Annotated in this window: 13 protein-coding genes, 1 tRNA gene and 1 other RNA gene; 5 read left to right on the top strand and 10 right to left on the bottom strand. The window is 70.5% G+C overall.

What is annotated here, in order from left to right; all coding sequences use genetic code 11:
- Position 1 precedes the first annotated feature (1 nt).
- From AHOG_RS00995 to ffs, 6 genes are all read right to left on the bottom strand, one after another.
- A complete protein-coding gene (locus AHOG_RS00995) occupies positions 2 to 1,696 on the bottom strand; it encodes an ABC transporter substrate-binding protein (protein ID WP_093939685.1) in 1,695 nt (564 codons plus the stop codon).
- Positions 1,697 to 1,826: 130 nt separating this feature from the next.
- Positions 1,827 to 2,513 carry a uridine kinase family protein gene (locus AHOG_RS00990; RefSeq protein WP_311770207.1) on the bottom strand — a complete coding sequence of 229 codons (687 nt, stop codon included), beginning with the start codon at positions 2,511 to 2,513 and terminating at the stop codon, positions 1,827 to 1,829.
- Between the two features lie 26 nt (positions 2,514 to 2,539).
- Positions 2,540 to 3,148 carry a recombination mediator RecR gene (gene recR, locus AHOG_RS00985; protein WP_093939684.1) on the bottom strand — a complete coding sequence of 203 codons (609 nt, stop codon included), beginning with the start codon at positions 3,146 to 3,148 and terminating at the stop codon, positions 2,540 to 2,542.
- 112 nt (positions 3,149 to 3,260) lie between these two features.
- Positions 3,261 to 3,632 (bottom strand): YbaB/EbfC family nucleoid-associated protein, encoded by a 372-nt coding sequence (locus AHOG_RS00980; protein ID WP_221439167.1) that lies wholly within the window; start codon positions 3,630 to 3,632, stop codon positions 3,261 to 3,263.
- A 245-nt stretch (positions 3,633 to 3,877) separates the two neighbouring features.
- Entirely contained in the window at positions 3,878 to 6,085 is a 2,208-nt protein-coding gene (locus AHOG_RS00975; RefSeq protein WP_093939682.1) for a DNA polymerase III subunit gamma and tau, read from the bottom strand.
- Positions 6,086 to 6,291: 206 nt separating this feature from the next.
- Positions 6,292 to 6,386: signal recognition particle sRNA small type (ffs, locus tag AHOG_RS00970), an RNA gene on the bottom strand.
- Positions 6,387 to 7,140: 754 nt separating this feature from the next.
- On the opposite strand from ffs, the gene AHOG_RS00960 reads away from it, so the two are divergent.
- From AHOG_RS00960 to AHOG_RS00945, 4 genes are all read left to right on the top strand, one after another.
- The gene (locus tag AHOG_RS00960) at positions 7,141 to 8,175 is read left to right on the top strand and encodes a sugar-binding protein (RefSeq protein ID WP_157736564.1); all 1,035 of its coding nucleotides are present in this window, start codon (positions 7,141 to 7,143) and stop codon (positions 8,173 to 8,175) included.
- The gene (locus AHOG_RS00955) at positions 8,172 to 9,674 is read left to right on the top strand and encodes a sugar ABC transporter ATP-binding protein (protein WP_093939679.1); all 1,503 of its coding nucleotides are present in this window, start codon (positions 8,172 to 8,174) and stop codon (positions 9,672 to 9,674) included. Before AHOG_RS00960 ends, AHOG_RS00955 begins: the two co-directional genes overlap by 4 nt.
- A gap of 16 nt (positions 9,675 to 9,690) precedes the next feature.
- Positions 9,691 to 10,722: an ABC transporter permease gene (locus AHOG_RS00950; protein WP_093939678.1), complete on the top strand. Its 1,032-nt coding sequence runs from the start codon at positions 9,691 to 9,693 to the stop codon at positions 10,720 to 10,722.
- 131 nt (positions 10,723 to 10,853) lie between these two features.
- Positions 10,854 to 10,941 (top strand) — tRNA-Ser (locus AHOG_RS00945).
- A 311-nt stretch (positions 10,942 to 11,252) separates the two neighbouring features.
- Here AHOG_RS00945 and AHOG_RS00940 read toward each other — a convergent pair.
- Positions 11,253 to 11,705: a hypothetical protein gene (locus AHOG_RS00940; protein WP_093939677.1), complete on the bottom strand. Its 453-nt coding sequence runs from the start codon at positions 11,703 to 11,705 to the stop codon at positions 11,253 to 11,255.
- A 13-nt stretch (positions 11,706 to 11,718) separates the two neighbouring features.
- Positions 11,719 to 12,588: a helix-turn-helix domain-containing protein gene (locus AHOG_RS00935; RefSeq protein ID WP_093939676.1), complete on the bottom strand. Its 870-nt coding sequence runs from the start codon at positions 12,586 to 12,588 to the stop codon at positions 11,719 to 11,721.
- A 152-nt stretch (positions 12,589 to 12,740) separates the two neighbouring features.
- On the opposite strand from AHOG_RS00935, the gene AHOG_RS00930 reads away from it, so the two are divergent.
- Positions 12,741 to 13,487 carry an SDR family oxidoreductase gene (locus AHOG_RS00930; RefSeq protein WP_093944033.1) on the top strand — a complete coding sequence of 249 codons (747 nt, stop codon included), beginning with the start codon at positions 12,741 to 12,743 and terminating at the stop codon, positions 13,485 to 13,487.
- Between the two features lie 232 nt (positions 13,488 to 13,719).
- Here AHOG_RS00930 and AHOG_RS00925 read toward each other — a convergent pair whose 3' ends face one another.
- Complete coding sequence (locus tag AHOG_RS00925) at positions 13,720 to 15,126, bottom strand: Nramp family divalent metal transporter (protein WP_093939675.1); 1,407 nt, start codon at positions 15,124 to 15,126, stop codon at positions 13,720 to 13,722.
- Positions 15,126 to 16,286 carry an enolase C-terminal domain-like protein gene (locus tag AHOG_RS00920; protein ID WP_093939674.1) on the bottom strand — a complete coding sequence of 387 codons (1,161 nt, stop codon included), beginning with the start codon at positions 16,284 to 16,286 and terminating at the stop codon, positions 15,126 to 15,128. The genes AHOG_RS00925 and AHOG_RS00920 overlap by 1 nt, the downstream gene beginning before the upstream one ends.
- Between the last annotated feature and the right edge of the window lie 19 nt (positions 16,287 to 16,305).

The following is a 16,305-nucleotide window of genomic DNA, read 5'->3' as shown; positions in this document are numbered from 1 at the left end:
TCTACTCGGTCACGGTGATGGTGTTGAACTCCTCCGCCGTGAGCGGACTGGTGATCAAGCCCTCGACGTTCGGCCCGACGACGATCGCGGGCGGCGAGTGCGACAGCGGGATCGACGGCAGCCAGTCGGACATCATGTTGCGGTTGATGTCCTCGTAGAGCGCCGCGCGGGCATCGGCGTCCGGCTCGGCGTCGGCGGCCTGCAGAGCCTCGGACAGCTCCGCGCCGCCCTCGGACTCACCGGTGTAGAACTGGCCTTCCAGCTCGGTGAAGAAGGTGCCGATGAAGTTGTCGGCGGTGTTGTAGTCGCCGGTCCAGCCGAGCAGGAAGAGCTGGGCGTTGCCCTGGTTGGTCGCCTCGATGTAGCCGCCGTTCCACGGGCTGCTGACGGCCTCGACGGTGATGCCGACGGCCTCCAGGTCCTCGGAGATCGCGTTGAAGATGGTCTGCGGGTTCGGCATGTACGGGCGGGTGACCTCGGTGGGCCAGTTGAACTCCACCGTCAGGTCGGACGCGCCCGCCTCGGCGAGCAGCGACTCGGCCAGCTCGGGGTCGTACTCGTAGGTCTGCACGTCGTCGGCGTAGCCCTCCACCGACTCCGGGTAGAACTGGGTCGCGACCTCGGCCCCCGCGGGCATGGTCGAGGAGACCAGTTCCTCACGGTCGATGGCGTGCGCGATGGCCTGCCGGACCCGCAGGTCACGCAGCGATTCGTTCTCCTTCTGGGAGATGCCCAGGTAGAGGATGTTGAACGGCTCGCGGATCTCGACCTGGAAGCCGCCGTCCTGCAGCGTCTGGTAGTCGGCCGGGTTCGGCAGGTCGTAGCCGTCGATCCCGCCGGACTGGAGCTCCTGGCGGCGGGTGGTCTCGTCCGGGATGATCCGGAAGATCAGCTTCTCGATCTGCGCCGCGGCGTCGGCGTCCCAGTAGTCCGCGTAGCGGGTCAGCTCGATCGTCGCGTTGCCCTCGTCGTAAGACGAGAACTGGAACGGACCGGTGCCGGTCGGGTGCTCACGGGCGTACTCCGAGAAGACGAAGCTGTCGCCCTCGGCCTGGACGTTGTTCGCGTCGTACTCCTCCAGCGCGGTGGGCGACTGCATGGAGAACGAGGGCAGCCCGAGGATCGACGGGAACTTGCCGGTGGCCCTGGTCAGCTGGATGACCGCGGTGCTCTCGTCCTCCACGGAGCAGGACTCGAACAGCGACGGAGACTCACCGTCGGAGAAGCCGCCGAAGGTGTTGTTCCAGTAGTAGGAGATGGCCGGGTTCTGCCCGGTGCCCTCCTGGTTGTACCAGCGGTCGAAGTTGAAGCAGACCGCCTCGGCGTTGAAGGGCGTGCCGTCGTGGAAGGTGACGCCCTCCTCGAGGTTGAAGGTCCACGTGAGGCCGTCGTCCGAGGCCTCCCAGTCGGTTGCCAGCTCGGGCTCGACGTCCACGCCGCCCGGTTCGAAGCCGACGAGGCCCTCGAAGATCTGCCGCGAGACCCGGAAGGTCTCGCCGTCGCTGGCGTAGAACGGGTCGAACAGCGCGGGCGCTCCGGCGGCACCGAAGACGAATGTGTCGCCTGTACCGCCGTTCGAGTCACCGTCGGAGGCTCGCTCCGACTCAGCGCAGGCGGACAGGGCTAGGGCTCCGGCGAGGCCCACGGCGCTCAGCCGTAGGAGCCGCGACCTCTGGGCCGTTCGGGATGTGGCCATCACGCACCTCGGTGTTCGGCTAACTCACAGTTGGTCGCAGACGATAACCCTTGGGCACTACCGATCCGTAGCGTGACCGGGTCACGATCCCGACACGCTGAACTATGCCACCAGAATTCGCGTGTCGCCGTCACTCACAGTGATGATCGGCTGTGGCTTGCAGTCCAGGCGGGCCGCCGTCCGTGAGGAGGACGTCCGCACGCTCCCACGGCCGATCCTCGGCGAACCAGGCGCGCTCGAAGCGCTGCCAGCCGAGCAGGGGCACACGGATCGACTCGCCGTCCCTGGCCACCGCCCGCTCACGTCTGTGCCCTTCGTCACCCCAGCAGACCCAGACCAGTAGACACAGCAGTCCCGCGGCGGCCCGCCGTCCCGTGGTGACGCCCTCGAGAACCAGCACCTCGGGGACCTCGACCCGGACCGGACCGCCGAGCCTCGGCCCCGACACCGTCCATTCGACGGGCCGGTAGCCGCCCGCCCGGCCCGCCCGCAGCGGGACCAGCACCTCGTGTTCGAGCCGGTGCCACCAGCTCGCGGGCTCGGTCCAGGTGGCGAAATGGTCCGAGCGCACCAGGCCCGTGACGACGCCGCGGGCCCGTGACTCGGCGACCATCGCGTCCGCCAGCGTCGACTTCCCCGACCCGGACGGCCCGTCGACCGCCGCCACCCGGACCGAGCCGAGTCTCGGCGGCCGTCCTAGCACGGTGTCGACCAGCCGGGCGGGCGTCCCGGCGGGCCACGGCGCGTCCCCGCCGCAGGACTGCTCGGCCTGCGGGCCGCAGGACTCCGCACGGTCGGGCCGCTCACGACCGGGCATCTCGCGATCGGTCCGCTCGCCGCCGGTCACACCGTGCGGCGTCCGGACAGCGCCCGACCCAGTGTCAGCTCGTCGGCGAACTCCAGATCGCCGCCCATCGGCAGGCCGGAGGCCAGCCTGGTGACCGTCAGTCCGGGGAAGTCACGCAGCATGCGGATCAGGTAGGTGGCGGTGGCCTCCCCCTCGGTGTTGGGGTCGGTCGCGATGATCACCTCGTTCACCTCGACCCCGTCCACCGAGCTGCCGATCCTCGCGAGCAGCTCACGAATCCGAAGCTGGTCGGGACCGACACCGGACAGCGGGTCCAACGCCCCGCCCAGGACGTGGTAGCGCCCCCGGAACTCACGGGTGCGCTCCACGGCGGGCACGTCCTTGGGCTCCTCGACGACGCAGACCACCCTCGGGTCCCGCCGCACGTCCCGACAGATCCGACAGGTCGGCTCCTCGGAGACGTTCCCGCAGACGTCGCAGAACACCACGCCCTCCTTGACCCGCTGCAACACCTCTTGCAGCCGGGTCACGTCGGCGGGCTCGGCGGAGAGCAGGTGGAAGGCGATCCGCTGGGCGCTCTTAGGACCGATGCCGGGCAGTCGCCCCAGCTCGTCGATCAGATCCTGAACCGGACCCTCGTACAACCCGACCTCTCCTTAACCTGGCGGTTCCGCGGGCGGCGGACCGCCGAGGGACGGCGGCGCGACACACGTCCGTGTCGGGCGGCCTCGGCCATGCCGTCCGCGTGCCGATCGACTACTGGGAGAACCCCGGCAGTGCCGGACCGCCGGGACCGCCGCCGAGACCACCGAGACCACCGAGGCCGCCCAGGTCGCCCAGGCCGCCGAGCCCGCCTGCCACCGGGCCGAGCTTCTGCTGTGCCAGCTCCTGGGCCTGCCGGTTCGCGTCGCGCACCGCCGCCACGACCAGGTCGCCGAGCGTCTCCGTGTCGTCCGGGTCGACGACCTTCGCATCGATGTTCACCGTCTGGAGCTCGCCGGAGCCGTTGACCGTCGCGGTCACCAGGCCGCCGCCCGCGCTGCCGGTCACCTCGGCCTCGGCGAGTTCCTGCTGCGCGGCGAGCACCTGCTGCTGCATCCGCTGTGCCTGCTGAAGGATCTGCTGCATGTTGGGTCCACCGGGCTGCACTTGTCTGGTTCCTCTCCACGACGGGCGGGGACTGCCGTCAGCCTACGGCGTGTTCGCCGGGCTCCGATGCGGTGTGGCGGCGCCGACGACCGGCCGCCGGGCGGCGGCGTGACCGAGAGGAGCCTCGCACGGCGGACCGACGAGAACCGTCGCGACAGGCCGAGGCCGATCGGGCGGTCGAACCCGGACCGCAGGGCGCCGGTACAGGACACCGCACGACGTCGTCAGATACGGAGCCTGCTCACGCCGAGTTCCTGGGTGAGGAGCTGTTCGGCCTGCCGCATCGGGTCCTGCGGCCGGTCCGACCCGCTCGCGGAGGGTCCGGGGCCGGTCGCCTCGACGGTGTCCGTCGGACGAGACGGCTCGTGATGGTCCCGACGAGGGTGTGCGGGCCGGCTGAACTCGGCTTGAGCGGGCGCCGGGTCGGCGGCGAATCGGGAGTCGGCGGGATCGGGTTCCGGGGGCTCCATGTCCGGCGGCTCCGGTGGCAGCGGCACCCCGTCCGCGTCGACGGTGTCCACCCGACGTGGACGACCACCGCCCGCGGGCTGTTCGCCCTCCGCCGGACGCCGCGGGCGAGCAGGCGCCTCCCGGCGTGGCGGCGCCTCCCGCACCGGCGGGGCGGCGGGCGCCGAGGACCGACCGGGCGTGATCGCGGCGACCTCGTCGGTCGGGGCGCAGCGCACCTGCCACGATCCGCCGAGCACCTGGCTCACCGCCCCGGCGATCGCCTCGGAGTTCCTGCTGTCCGCCAGGCGCCGGGCCAGCGGGGCGGACATGTGGGTGAGCACGAGCAGATTGCCTTGGACCGCATGCACCGTGGCATCGGACAGCATCGCGGCCAGGCTTCGGCTCCGGTCTCGGACGGTGCCGAGCAGAGTCGTCCACACTCGGCGGACGGCTGCGGCGTCGACGGCACCCGCGGCCTCCACCGTCGATGAGGCCTCCACCGTCGACCGGGACTGCTCCGTCGGCGAGGCCTGCTCCACGGCGGGGCCTGCGGGCGGTGCGGTCTGTCCCGCCGCCGGGCCTGCTCTCGTCGGCTCGTCGTGGTCTGCCCTCGGCTCGGCAGGCCGACGCGGCGGGGAGGGCTCCGGGGCGGTCGCGGCCTGCTGCTGGACGGGCTGTCGACCGGCAGGGCGCGGCGGTTCCTCGGCCGGGACCCGGTCCGCGGCGGCACGGTCCGGCGGACGGGCGACAGGCGGCGCGGCCTGCCGGGGACCGGCCTGCTCGGCGGACTGTCGATCGGAGGGCGCGGCGGCCGGGCTCGCGGCCGACATCCGTCGTTCCACCTGCTCCAGCCGCTGCAACAGGGCCTGCTCGGTGTCGGCGACGGCGGGCAGCAGCATCCGGGCACACAGCAGTTCGAGCAGCAGCCTCGGCGCGGTGGCGCCGCGCATCTCCCCCAGCCCGGCGTGCACGACCTCGGCGAACCGGGCGAGGGTGCCGGGCCCGAACTGCCCGGCCTGCCGGATCATCACGGCGAGTTGATCGGCGGGGACGTCCACCAGACCGCGCTCGGCGGCGTCCGGGACCGCCTGTAGCAGGACCAGGTCCCGAAGCCGCTCCAGCAGGTCGGCGGCGAATCGGCGGGGATCGTGCCCCGCGTCGGCCAGTCGGTCCACCGTCCCGTAGGCGGCGGCGTGATCGGCGGCGCCCAGCGCGTCGACCATCTCGTCGATCAGCGCGGCATCGGTGACGCCGAGCAGCGTGACCGCGCGCTGGTAGGTGACCCCCTCCGGCCCGGCGCCCGCGAGGAGCTGATCGAGCACCGACTGGGTGTCCCGCGCGGACCCGCCGCCCGCCTTGATCACCAGCGGGTAGACGGCGGGCTCGACGGCCACGCCCTCCTCCGCGCAGATCCGCTCCAGCAGTCCGCGCATGGTGGCGGGCGGCATCAGCCGGAACGGGTAGTGGTGGGTGCGCGAACGGATGGTGGGCAGCACCTTGTCCGGCTCGGTGGTGGCGAAGATGAAGATCAGGTGTTCCGGCGGCTCCTCCACGATCTTCAGCAGAGCGTTGAAACCCTGCGTCGTGACCATGTGCGCCTCGTCGACGATGAACACGCGGTAGCGGGACTCGGCGGGCGCGTAGAAGGCACGGTCTCGGAGCTCCCGCGCGTCGTCCACCCCGCCGTGGCTGGCGGCGTCGAGTTCGACGACGTCCACGTTGCCGGAGCCTTCCGGGGCCAGCGCCACACAGGAGGAGCACGTCCCGCACGGGTCGGGGGTGGGACCGTCGACGCAGTTCAGCGACCGTGCCAGGATGCGCGCGCTCGACGTCTTCCCACAGCCCCTCGGCCCCGAGAACAGGTAGGCGTGATTGATCCGGCCCGCCGCCAACGCGGTGCGGATCGGCTCGGTGACATGTTCCTGACCGACGACCTCGGCGAAGGTCGCCGGACGGTATTTGCGGTAAAGGGCCAGCGCCACACGACGAGGCTACGCGGCCCCCCGGACACGGTGGCGACAAGCCTGGGCGACCCGGGCGACCGACGGACGCCCTGGCCTGGGCATCGCGCGGGGAGACCGGCGGCCGGTTCGCTCGCCCGTCGGCGACCGGCGCCTCGACGGCCTGCCCGCGGAACGGGGAAGGCCGGAGGCCCTTGCCGAGGCCGGCGACGCACGGGCCTGGAGACAGAAGGGGACCCCGTGCACCCGCCAGAGCCCGCTTACCCTTGCTGCCTTCCGGCCCTGGGGGAGTTCACAGGATGGACGCCGCACGGGGTCCGAGGACAAGTGTAGCGACCCCTGCCGGGGGCGTGGGACGGGCGGGGGCACCATCCGCGCCGCGCCGGCGTCTCCCCAGTTCAGCCGCAGTGTGATGCCGTGTCGGCGGCGGGGTCGGGCGCCGGGTCGAGGCCGGATCACCGGCCGGCGCCGTGTCGGCGTCGATCGACGACGCGGGCTCCCGGGCGGCTGAGCGGACGCCGGCCGTGCGGCGTCGTGATCCGGTGCGTCGTGATCACGGTGTGCGGCCGGGCGCGGCAGGCGGCGACCCGTGGTTCCTCCTGGCGGAAGGCCCCAGAGTGAGGAGCGTCCGGCGCGAGGAGCGGCGCCACGGCGTTCGACGTCGCCGACCCTGCGGCGCGCGCTGCCATGCCGACCGAATCACCTCGTCGATTCGTGCTGACAGAAAGTGCTTCTCCCCTTGATCCGGCGATCGATGACAAGGGCCGGACGGGTGAAACGACTGGCCCGTCGGAATGAAGATTCGGCGCCGACGCGGCGATCCCAGGACCGAAACAGGTCGACGACTCGCCGCAGGCCGAAGAACGACGCGCACCGCCGCCATCCGAATCGGCGGCGACACGCAGGCGTCCCAGCAGGAGCGACGCCGCAGTGGTTCGTCCGAACGGCTCAGTCCGAGGATGCCCGACGTGAATACGGTTCTTGACGGCCACCCACGACTGGCCTAACTTTGCGACAGTATCTCGGACAGCATCCGATATCTCGGAACAGCGTGGTCACCGAAGGGATGTGCGAGGGTGCGACCGTTCCCGCTCGCGGTTTCCGTCGTCCTGGTCGCCCTCGTCGCGACCGGTTGCGGCTCCAATTCCGATTACCTGGCACAACAGCGTGAAACGATCCCCGACGACGCGAGCCAACAGGACGCGGCGGACCTCGCCGCCGAATTGGGCATTCCCGAAGTCACGGGCGAATCGGATGACCTCTACATCTTCCTGCCCAAATCGCTGGACAACCCGTACTGGGACGACGCGAGACTGGGGATGAACGCGGCGGCCGAACGATTAGGCGTCAGCGCCGAGTTCATCGGCCCGCAGACCACCGACGTCGGTCAGCAGGTGCAGATGTTCGAGGCCGCCGTGTCCCGCCGACCTGCTGGAATCGCGATCTCCCCCAATGATCCCGCATCGGTGCAGGCCACCATCTCCGCGGCAAGGGACGCCGGAATCCAGGTGATCGCCTGGGACTCCCCCGTTCCCGACAGCGACGTGCAGGGCTACATCGGCACCGACAACACCCAGGCCGGGCGCACGTTCGGCGAGAACCTCGTCGACGAGCTCGGCGGGGAGGGCGAGGTCGCCGTCATCGTGGGCTCGCTCGGCGCGGTGAACTCCCAACAGCGACTCACCGGCCTCCGCGAGGTGATCGAGGCCGAGCCGAACATGGAGATCGTCGCGATCGAGGAGTCCAACGACAGCCTCGCGCAGGCGACCAGTCGCACCGAGGCCATCCTGTCCGTCCACCCGGACGTCCGAGCGATCGTCGGAGTCAACGGCGGCGACGCCCCCGGCGCCGCCGTCGCCCTCCAGCAGCAGAACCGCTGCGGGGAGGTGCTGGTAGCCGGCTTCGACGCCATTCCGCAGTCCCGAGACCTGATGCGCGCCGAGTGCATCCAGCTGCTGGTCTCCCAGCGGCCCTACGGAATGACCGCCGCGGGTCTGCAACTGCTGGTGGCGATGGCCAACGGCGAGACGCCCGCCGAGACCGAGCTGGACACCGGCGTCGTCGCGGTCACCCCCGAGACGCTGGACGCCTTCGAAGAGGTCGTCTCATGACGAGCCCGGCCGTGCGGATGACCGGGGTCGTGAAGACCTACCCGGGCGTGCGGGCCCTGGACGAGGTGGACTTCGAGGTCCGCGCCGGCGAGGTCATGGGCCTGGTCGGCGAGAACGGCGCGGGCAAGTCGACGCTGTTGAAGATCCTCGCGGGCGCCGTCCTGCCCGACGCGGGCAGCACCGAACTGTCCGGCGAGCCGGTCCGGATCACCGATCCGCGCGTCTCCAAGGCCAACGGGATCGCCGTCATCCACCAGGAGCTGACGCTGGCACCCGACCTCTCGGTGGCCGAGAACATCCTGGTGGCGGCGGAGCCGACGCGGTTCGGAATGCTGGACAAGGCCGAGATGACGCGGCGCAGCACGGCGGCCCTGGCCGAACTCGGTGTCGCGATCGACCCGTGGGCCGAGGTGGGCACCCTGTCGCTGGCCCGGCAGCAGCTCGTGGAGATCGCCAGGGCGCTGGCCGCGAAGGCTCGGATCGTGGTGATGGACGAGCCGACCTCGGCGCTGACCGAGGACGAGGTGGACCTGCTGCTGGACGTGGTGCGCAGGCTGCGGGACTCCGGCGTGTCGGTGGTCTACGTCAGCCACCGGATGCGGGAGGTCTTCGCGGTCTGCGACCGGGTCACCGTCCTGCGCGACGGCAGGCACAACGGCGTCCTGGCGGTGGCCGAGACCGACTCGGACGCCCTGGTGACCCGCATGGTCGGCCGGGAGATCACCCGGCTCTACGGCGAACGCTCCGACGCCGCCCGCGACGAGGTGGTCCTCGAGGTGCGCGGCCTGCGCAGTGGACCGCGCGTGCACGACGTCTCCTTCAGCGTGCGTGCGGGCGAGATCGTCGGCCTGGCGGGCCTGGTCGGCTCCGGCCGCACCGAGACGGCCAAGGCCGTGTTCGGAGCGGCCCGCTTCGACGGTGAGATCCGGCTGCGCGGCGCCGCGGTCTCCTTCCGACATCCCCGCCAGGCGGTGCGCGCGGGAGTGGGCTATCTGTCGGAGGATCGGGCGCTGTCCGGTCTGTTCCTGGACAAGTCCGTCGGCGGCAACATCTCCGTGACCGTCCCGGAGCAGGTGGCGCCGGGCGGCTGGTTCCGCGCGGGCCGCGAACGACGGCTCGGCGAGCGGTTCCGCGCCGACCTGCGCATCGCCTGTCCCGACGTCTCCTCGATCACCGGGGCGCTCTCCGGCGGGAACCAGCAGAAGGTGGCCCTGGCCAAGTGGCTGGCCGTGAACCCGACGGTGCTGCTGCTGGACGAGCCGACCCGAGGCGTCGACATCGGCGCGAAGGCCGAGATCTATCGGATCATCCGGGGCCTGGCCGCCGAGGGCGTCGCCATCGTGCTGATCTCCAGCGAGCTGACGGAGGTCCTGGGCATGAGCGATCGGATCGTCGTTCTGCACGAGGGGCGCTCGGTCGGCGAACTGGACGCGGCGAGCGCGACCGAGGAGACGGTGGTGGCGCTGGCCACCGGTGTGACCACGGCATCCGCCGGTTGAGGAGGAGTGTCCATCCATGGTTGAGACGAAGTCCGCGAACCCGCCGGACCCTCCCGGCCGGACCGAGGCGGCGGCGACCCCCTCGGCGGTGCCGTTCTGGCAGCGGGCGCTGCGGGCGCGCGAGTCCGGACTCGTGCTGGTGCTCATCGCCTTACTGGTGCTGCTGGCGGTGCGGACCGACAGCTTCGTGACTCTGGACAACCTCGTGGTCGTGGCCAGGCAGGCCGCGCTGGTGGTGATCATCGCCGTCGGCGTGACCTTCGTGATCGCCACGGGCGGGATCGACCTGTCCGTGGGCTCGGTGGTGGCACTGACGTCGGTGGCCACCGGCTACTGGGTCATCGTCGCGGACCTGCCCTACATCGTGGCCATCCCGTTCGCCCTGCTCACCGGCCTGGCATGCGGTGTGCTCAACGGCGTGTTGATCGTGGTGACCAGGGTGCCTCCGTTCATCATCACCCTGGGCATGCTCGGCATCGCGCGAGGTCTGGCGCTGGGCCTGACCAGCGGCTCGACGCAGACGGGCTTCGCACCGCCGTTCCTGGCGCTGGGCCAGGGCTCCTGGCTGGGCATCCCGATCCCGGTGTGGATCGCGGCCGTGGTCGCCGTGGCGGCTCATCTGGTGTTGAGCCGCACCACGCTCGGCAGGCACGTCTACTTCACCGGCTCCAACGAGCCTGCCGCCGTGCTCTCCGGCATCCGCGTCGAGCGGGTCAAGCTGTTCGTCTACGCCACGGCGGGTTCGCTGGCGGCGCTGTCGAGCCTGTTGGAGACGGCGCGACTGTCGGTGGCCCAGCCCAGTGCGGGCGTCGGCTACGAGCTGACCGCCATCGGCGCGGTGGTGATCGGCGGGGCGAGCCTCTTCGGCGGCCGGGGCACCATCCTCGGCACCGTGCTCGGGGCGGTGCTGCTCAGCGTCATCACCAACGGGCTGATCGCCCTCCAGGTGAGCGCGTACTGGCAGCAGGCCATCCAGGGCGCGGTGATCATCCTCGCCGTGATGCTCAACGAGTACCGATCCCGGCGGTCGGTGGTGCCGACGGGTTGACCGGGGCGGGCCCGCCTGGTGGGCCCGCCACCGCCCTGCCGAAGCCCGAGCGACGTCCACAGGCACGTCCGCGTTCGGGCAGGTCCGGGGCGGTTTCCGCCCCGAAGACCCGATCGGGTAGAGTCTCTCTCGGAGGATTGGCCGAGCGGCCTAAGGCGCACGATTGGAAATCGTGTTGGGCTAAAACCCTCACGGGTTCGAATCCCGTATCCTCCGCCACAGGTCAGAGGCCCGAGCGTGTTCCTGCGCTCGGGCCTCTGGTCGTTTCGAGGCCGTGCCTCGGCGGGCACGCGTTCGCCCGGCGAGATGGTGCGCCGCCGTCCCGAAGACACCGGGTCGGCGTGGGCCGCCGGGAAGCGACGTCCTGCTCGGCACCGACTCGCAGGCCCGTCGAGTCGCACGATGTCCTCGCGTGGTGAATCGAACGGCGCTTCCGCACCGGGCGGCTCCGATTCGCCTCGACGGGCGCTCGTCGTCACCGACGGACGTGCCGCGAGCGTGGTGCGACCCTTTCGACAGGCACGGACGGCTCACCGGCGGCGCGGCGCGGCCCGGACGGCCCTCTCCGCCCGACGATCGCGTGCACGCAAGGGGCGGGCCCACCTCGGGTAGAGGAGATTCGGCAGTGGGATGAACGGCAGCAGGACGACCAGGAAGGGCAGGAACAGCAGCGCCGCGATCGGAGACGTCACCAGCATCAGATACTCGCCGACCGTCGGGAGGATGCCGAGGACGAGACACAGACACATCACGGCGAGCAGTGGCGCACCGAGCACCGTCCTCCGCTCGTCCACCGTCCGCTCGCCGAACCCGTCACCCATCCACTGCCGTGCCGAGGCGGAGCCGCCGCGACGTGCCCGGACGGAGTAGGCGAGTAGCAGGATTCCGACCACCGTCGTCCCGCCCGCGATCAGCAGACGGGCGGCCTCCGGATCGTCATGCGGGCAGTCTGGCAGAGCCCTCGGCCGGGCGCGGCCGACCATCTTCCCGAGGCGGTCAGCGTCGCGGACGCGCCGCCCCGAGGGAGTCGACGTCCGCGCCCGGCACCGAAGCGGCCGCGGCCGCACGCAGACCGTGTGCTCGCAGTCGCAGCAGGGCGAACGCCTCCGCCGCCGAGGTGCCCGGCTCCGCGTCGTAGACGATCACCTGGTGTCCCGGGCTCTCGGGGACGTCGAGCGCGTGGTACTCCAGAGTCAGGTCGCCCACCTCGGGGTGACGGATCCGTTTGGCCGCATGGGTCTTGCCGCGTACGTGCCTGCGTGCCCAGAGCGTTCGGAAGTGATCGTCGGCTTCGGCCAGCTCCTCGATGAAGGGGTCGAATTCGGCGGCCGGCACCAGGGTGGAGTTGTGCCGCAGCACGGCGACCGTGTTCTCCGCGACATGCTCCCAATCCCGATAGAACGTCCGGCCCGCCGGGTCCACGAACACCGCGCGAGCCAGATTGTCCGCGTGTGTCAACGGGGCGAAGAGGGCCTGCGCGACGACATTCGGCGCCAGAACGCCCAGGGTGCCGGTCAGGACGAAGGCGGCCTGATCGTGCCAGCGGCCGAGCTGCCCGGCCAACGCGGGGCGGACCGTGTCCGCCGACGCCTGAACCGGCGGGCTGTAACCCGCCAGCCTGAAGAGATGCCGCCGTTCCTCCGTGGTGAGGTTCAGGCCTCGGGCGAGGGATTCGATGATCTGCACCGAGGGATTCCGCTCGCGGCCCTGCTCCAGGCGGCGGTAGTAGTCCACGCTGATGCCCGCCAGCACCGCGACCTCTTCGCGTCGCAGACCGGTGACGCGACGCTGTCCGGTGTCGGGCAGCCCGAGCCGCCCAGGCATCAACCGGCCGCGCAGGCCGCGCAGATACTCGCCGATCTCCATGTCCGTCGAGCCTAGGCGGCATCGCACACGCCTTCCTGGCCCTGTCGCTGCCCCCTTGCGCGGACAGGTCGGGGCGCGGCCCGATGCGGCGCGGCCTGTCTCCGGCCGCCGCGGATCGCGAGCATGAGTGCCACGACCCGACGGAAGGCGCCATGATCAGACACTCTGCCCACCTGCCCAAGACCGTGCTCGTCACCGGAGCCTCCAGTGGGATCGGCGCCGCCACCGCCGCCCGGCTGGTGCGGGAGGGGCACACCGTCGTGCTGGGTGCCCGCCGCGTCGACCGGCTCGCGGAATCGGTGACCCGGTTGAGCGGCACCGGCGGCGCCGTCGACTCCGTGCATCTCGACGTCACCGACGCCGACAGCGTCCGACGGGCCGTCGATCACGTCCGCGAAGAGCACGGCAGGCTGGACGTGCTGATCAACAACGCAGGCGTGATGCCGGTGTCCGCCCTGGCGGAGAACAAGGTCGAGGAATGGAACCGGATGATCGACGTGAACATCCGGGGCGTGCTGCACGGGATCTCCGCCGCTCTTCCCGTCATGCGCGCCCAGCGATCGGGGCACGTCATCACGGTCGCCTCGACGGGAGCCCACGAGGTGGTCCCGACGGCGGCGGTCTACTGCGCGACGAAGTACGCGGCCTGGGCGATCAGCGAAGGACTGCGGATCGAGTCCGAACCCTGGCTTCGGGTCACGACCATCACCCCCGGTGTCACGGAGTCGGAGCTCGCCGAGACGATCTCCGATCCGGACGCGCGTGCCGCCATGCGTGAATACCGGTCCGGCGCGATCCCGGCCACCGCGATCGCCGATGCGATGAGCTACGCGATCAACGCCGATCCGGCCGTCGACGTCAACGAGATCATCGTGCGCCCGGTGCGGCAGCGGCCGTGAGCCTGCTTCGACGGGCGTCGGAGCAGACGGCGCGGTCGAGAACGGCCGCGGATCGCCGCGCGGACCACGATGCTCGACAGGTCACGGCAGCACCCGGCCACGACGCCGACGACCGTGATCCGCCGCCGGAACGACTCGTCGCGAACGGCGGCGGCGACCCGAGCAGACCGCGAGAGGCCGCGATGAGAGGCCCCCGCTGTCGGGGGCCTCTCCCGGCCGGTGGCGAGCCGACTCAGCCGATCGAGATGCCGAAGACCTCCAACGCCGAGTACACGCCCAACGCCATGATGGCGATGCTGCTCACCACCAGCGCCCCGGTGATGAACGGATTGGGCCGGAACCGCTTGTCCGGTTCCTTGGTTCGCAGGTACCACACGCCGATGACCACGGCGATCAGGAAGACACCGGATCCGATGCCGCCGATCTGCACCATCAGCACCGGCGACTGGACGAACAGATAGAACGACGCCCACAACGGCGGGAAGCAGAAGGTGAGCAGCCGGATCGTCTTGCGTCGCACCTCGGGGTTCTTCCAGTCCAGCACCCCGATGATGCCCAGCGTGTTCGTCCAGAGCCTCGGCACGCTCGCCGTCGAGCCGATGTTCGTCGAGAACAGCACGGCGATCGCACCGACCAGGAAGACGATCTCCGCCCAGCCGCCGATCGTGTCGGTGTACATCCGCGACAGGGTGGTGATCATCTCGTTGCCCTCGGGCACGAGTCCCTGTGGATGCAGCACGGACGCGCCGATGATGTAGAAGGCCACCGTGCAGATCGTGCAGACCAGCCAGGACACCGCGACGTCCAGTCGCATGACCTTGAGCCAGCCCTCCGCACGCCGATCCCGCTCCGGGGTGCCGTCGGCGGGTCCCGTCCACCGGGCGTAGCCCTTCTCCATGCACCAGTAGGTGTAGGTCGTCATCTCGTCGGCGCCGACCCCGGTCGAGCCGAACATCGCGACGGCCAGACCCAGCGCCCCCACGGGCACGGCCAGCTCCAGGCCGCCCGCGATGTCACCCATGCTCCAGCCGAACTCGGTGAACGGCAGTGCCAGGGCGAGTCCGACGGTGATCATCGTGAACATCGCCACGGCGATCACCGAGGCGGTCTCGACGATGGAGTACTTGCTGCTCTGGAGGATCGCGATCGTGATCACCACGATCACCACGCACCAGACCGTGGTGGACTCCCTGCTCAACGGTTCGCCGACGATCGGGAACAGGATCGAGCAGGCCGCCGCCGCTCCGCCGATGATCCCGCCGCGCTGGAACATCTTGGCGAAGTCCATGCCGATCCACAGATAGTTGATCCAGCTGCCGCGCCGAGTGCGCGGGGCGACGTCGCTGAACGCCTCGAGCGCGGGCCGTCCGTATAAGACGGTCAGCCGCCCGAGCTCCATCTGCACCCAGACCTTCACCGTCGTGGCGACGATGATCAGCCACATCAGCGCGAAGCCCGCCCGCGCGCCGAGGGAGGTGGTGAGGATCAACTCGCCGGAGCCGATCACCGCCGCGGAGAGGATCATGCCCGGCCCGAGGTACCGCAGCCTGCCCCGCAGGGTGGTGGGCGGCTCCTGCACGTCCTCGGCGCGCAGCGCGTACAGGTCGGGCTGTTCGGCTCTCGCCGTCTTGCCGGCCATCAGGAGAACTCCATGGTCTCGACGGTGTTCGCCTCGATGAGGTCCCAGTCGTAGGTCACGCCGAGTCCGTTGCCCTCGGGCACCGGCACGCAGCCCTCGGAGTCGACGGCGGTGAGCCCGTCGCGATAGTCGTCCGCGTAGACGAGCTGGCTGCGGCCGATCTCGCTCGACTTCGGGTGGACGAAGGACATCTCGTAGTAGTTGGTGTTGCGCAGCGAGGCCATCAGCTGCCGCTGCGCGGGCCCGGGGGTGTGCAGCTCGACGTCGAGTCCGAAGCCCTCGGTGGCATGCGCGATCTTCAACGCGCCGGTGATGCCGCCGTCGTACTCCGCGTCGGCGCGTACGAAGTCGGTTCCGCCGCCGACGACGAAGTCGACGTGCTGCTCCAGCCCCCGTACGTGCTCGGTCTGGAGCAGCGGAGTGCGGATCAGCTCACGGAGTCGTTTGTGCCCGAAGATCGAGATCCCGGTGTCCTTGTACGGATCCTCCAGCCACAGGAAGTCCGCCTCGTCGCAGGCCCGGCCGACCTGGACCGCGTGTGCGAAGGTCTCCAGCTTGCAGCCCGGGTCCAGCATCAGATCCATCTCCGGGCCGACTGCCTCCCGGACCTTCCGGATGGTACGGACGACCTCGGCGACCTCGTACTCGTCCCACACATGCAGCTTGTAGGCCCGATAGCCGAGGTCCTTGCACGCCACGGCGAAGTCCGCATAGGCCTCCGGGCTGTCCAGCCCGCCGTTGCGGTCACCCGCCGCCGTCGAGGCGTAGGCGGGCAGCCGTGTCTTCCAGCCGCCGAGGAGGGTGCGGATCGAGGCGTCGTGCGCGTGTCCGGCGAGGTCCCAGAGCGCGATGTCGACGAAGCCCATGCCCATCTTGTCGAACTTGCGGAGCTGCCGTTTGACGTCGTTGTAGATCAGCTCGCGCTGCAACGGGTTCTTGCCGATCAGGTAGTCGCCGAACATCCGCACCTGGGCGGCGGCGATCGCGTTGCCGCCGACGTAGCCGCCCGTCACGCCCTCGTCGGTGTAGACGCGGATGGCGTAGGCACTGGTCGGCTTCCGGCTGCCCGGCTCGTAGACCAGGGAGAAGCCGGTCGGATGCTTGGCGAAGTCCACCATGTCGAACCTGGCCTTGTCGATCCTGATGCGATCGATCTTCATGGGTGATCCTCTTCGATGT

Origin of the sequence: Actinoalloteichus hoggarensis, assembly GCF_002234535.1 — a bacterium.
Taxonomy (GTDB): Bacteria; Actinomycetota; Actinomycetes; order Mycobacteriales; family Pseudonocardiaceae; genus Actinoalloteichus_A; species Actinoalloteichus_A hoggarensis.
This window is presented reverse-complemented; position numbering and strand designations above follow the sequence as displayed.